A 1,220-nucleotide genomic window follows, 5' to 3' on the forward strand; every position below is an offset into this window, starting at 1 on the left:
CCGGCCCGCGCCCGCCGAGCGGCGCGAGGGCGGTCTGCGCACGACGCTGTCCGGGCTGACGACGCGCGGCCGCGCCTTCCTCGCCGCCGGCCTCGCCGCCGCGGTCTGCGCGTACGTGCTCGGCCAGAGCGACCTGCTGCGGGTCGGGCTGCTGCTGCTCGTCCTGCCGCTGGTGTGCGCGGGCGTGCTGCACCGCACGCGCTACCAGGTCGCGGGCAGCAGACGGCTGACGCCGGCCCGGGTGGCCGCGTCCTCCGAGGCGCGCGTGCACCTGCGGGTCGACAACGTCTCGCGGCTGCCCACGGGCCTGCTCATGCTCCAGGACCGCGTGCCCTACGTGCTCGGCCCGCGCCCCCGCTTCGTGCTGGACCGCGTGGAGGCGGGGGGCCGCCGCGAGGTGTCCTACCGGGTCCGCTCCGACCTGCGCGGGCGCTACCCGCTGGGCCCCCTCCAGCTCCGGCTGACCGACCCGTTCGGCATGTGCGAGCTGACCCGGTCCTTCTCCACGTCCGACACGCTGACGGTCGTGCCCCGCACGGAGCCGCTGCCGCCGGTCCGGCTGTCCGGCGAGTCCTCCGGCTTCGGCGATGGCCTGCTGCGCTCGCTGGCTCTCGCCGGCGAGGACGACATGATCCCGCGCGGCTACCGGCACGGCGACGACCTGCGCCGCGTGCACTGGCGCTCGACGGCCCGCTACGGCGAGCTGATGGTGCGCCGGGAGGAGCAGCCGCGGCGGGCGCGGTGCACCGTGCTGCTGGACACCCGGGCGGGCGCCTACCTGGGCGCCGGGCCCGACTCGGCCTTCGAATGGGCGGTCTCCGCCGCCGCGTCCGTGCTCGCGCACCTGCTGGAGCGCGGCTACTCGGTGCGGCTGCTCACGGACTCCGGCGCCTCCGTGCCCGGCGACGCCGGCGACGGCCTGTCGGGAGTGGCCCAGGAGTCCGGCGACTCGATGGGGCTGCTGATGGACACGCTGGCCGTGGTCGACCACTCGCAGGGCACGGCCCTGTCCCCCGCCTACGACGCGCTGCGCGGGGGCAGCGAGGGGCTGCTCGTCGCGTTCCTCGGCGACCTCGACGAGGAACAGGCGGCGGTGGCGGCCCGGATGCGGATGCGCAGCGGCACCGCGGTGGCGTTTCTGCTGGACAGCGAGGTGTGGGCGCCGGGCCCCGGCACCGCGCCCGGGGCGGGGGCCGGCGCGGACGCGCGCCGCCGCGCCC

General features: G+C 77.6%; 1 protein-coding gene. It reads left to right on the forward strand.

Going from position 1 to position 1,220, the window contains the following annotated elements; all coding sequences use genetic code 11:
• The coding region (locus tag L1885_RS28470; RefSeq protein ID WP_235800021.1) for a DUF58 domain-containing protein at window positions 1–1,220 on the forward strand (1,220 nt) is incomplete at both ends.

Source organism: Streptomyces fuscigenes (assembly GCF_021556455.1).
Lineage (GTDB): Bacteria > Actinomycetota > Actinomycetes > Streptomycetales > Streptomycetaceae > Streptomyces > Streptomyces fuscigenes.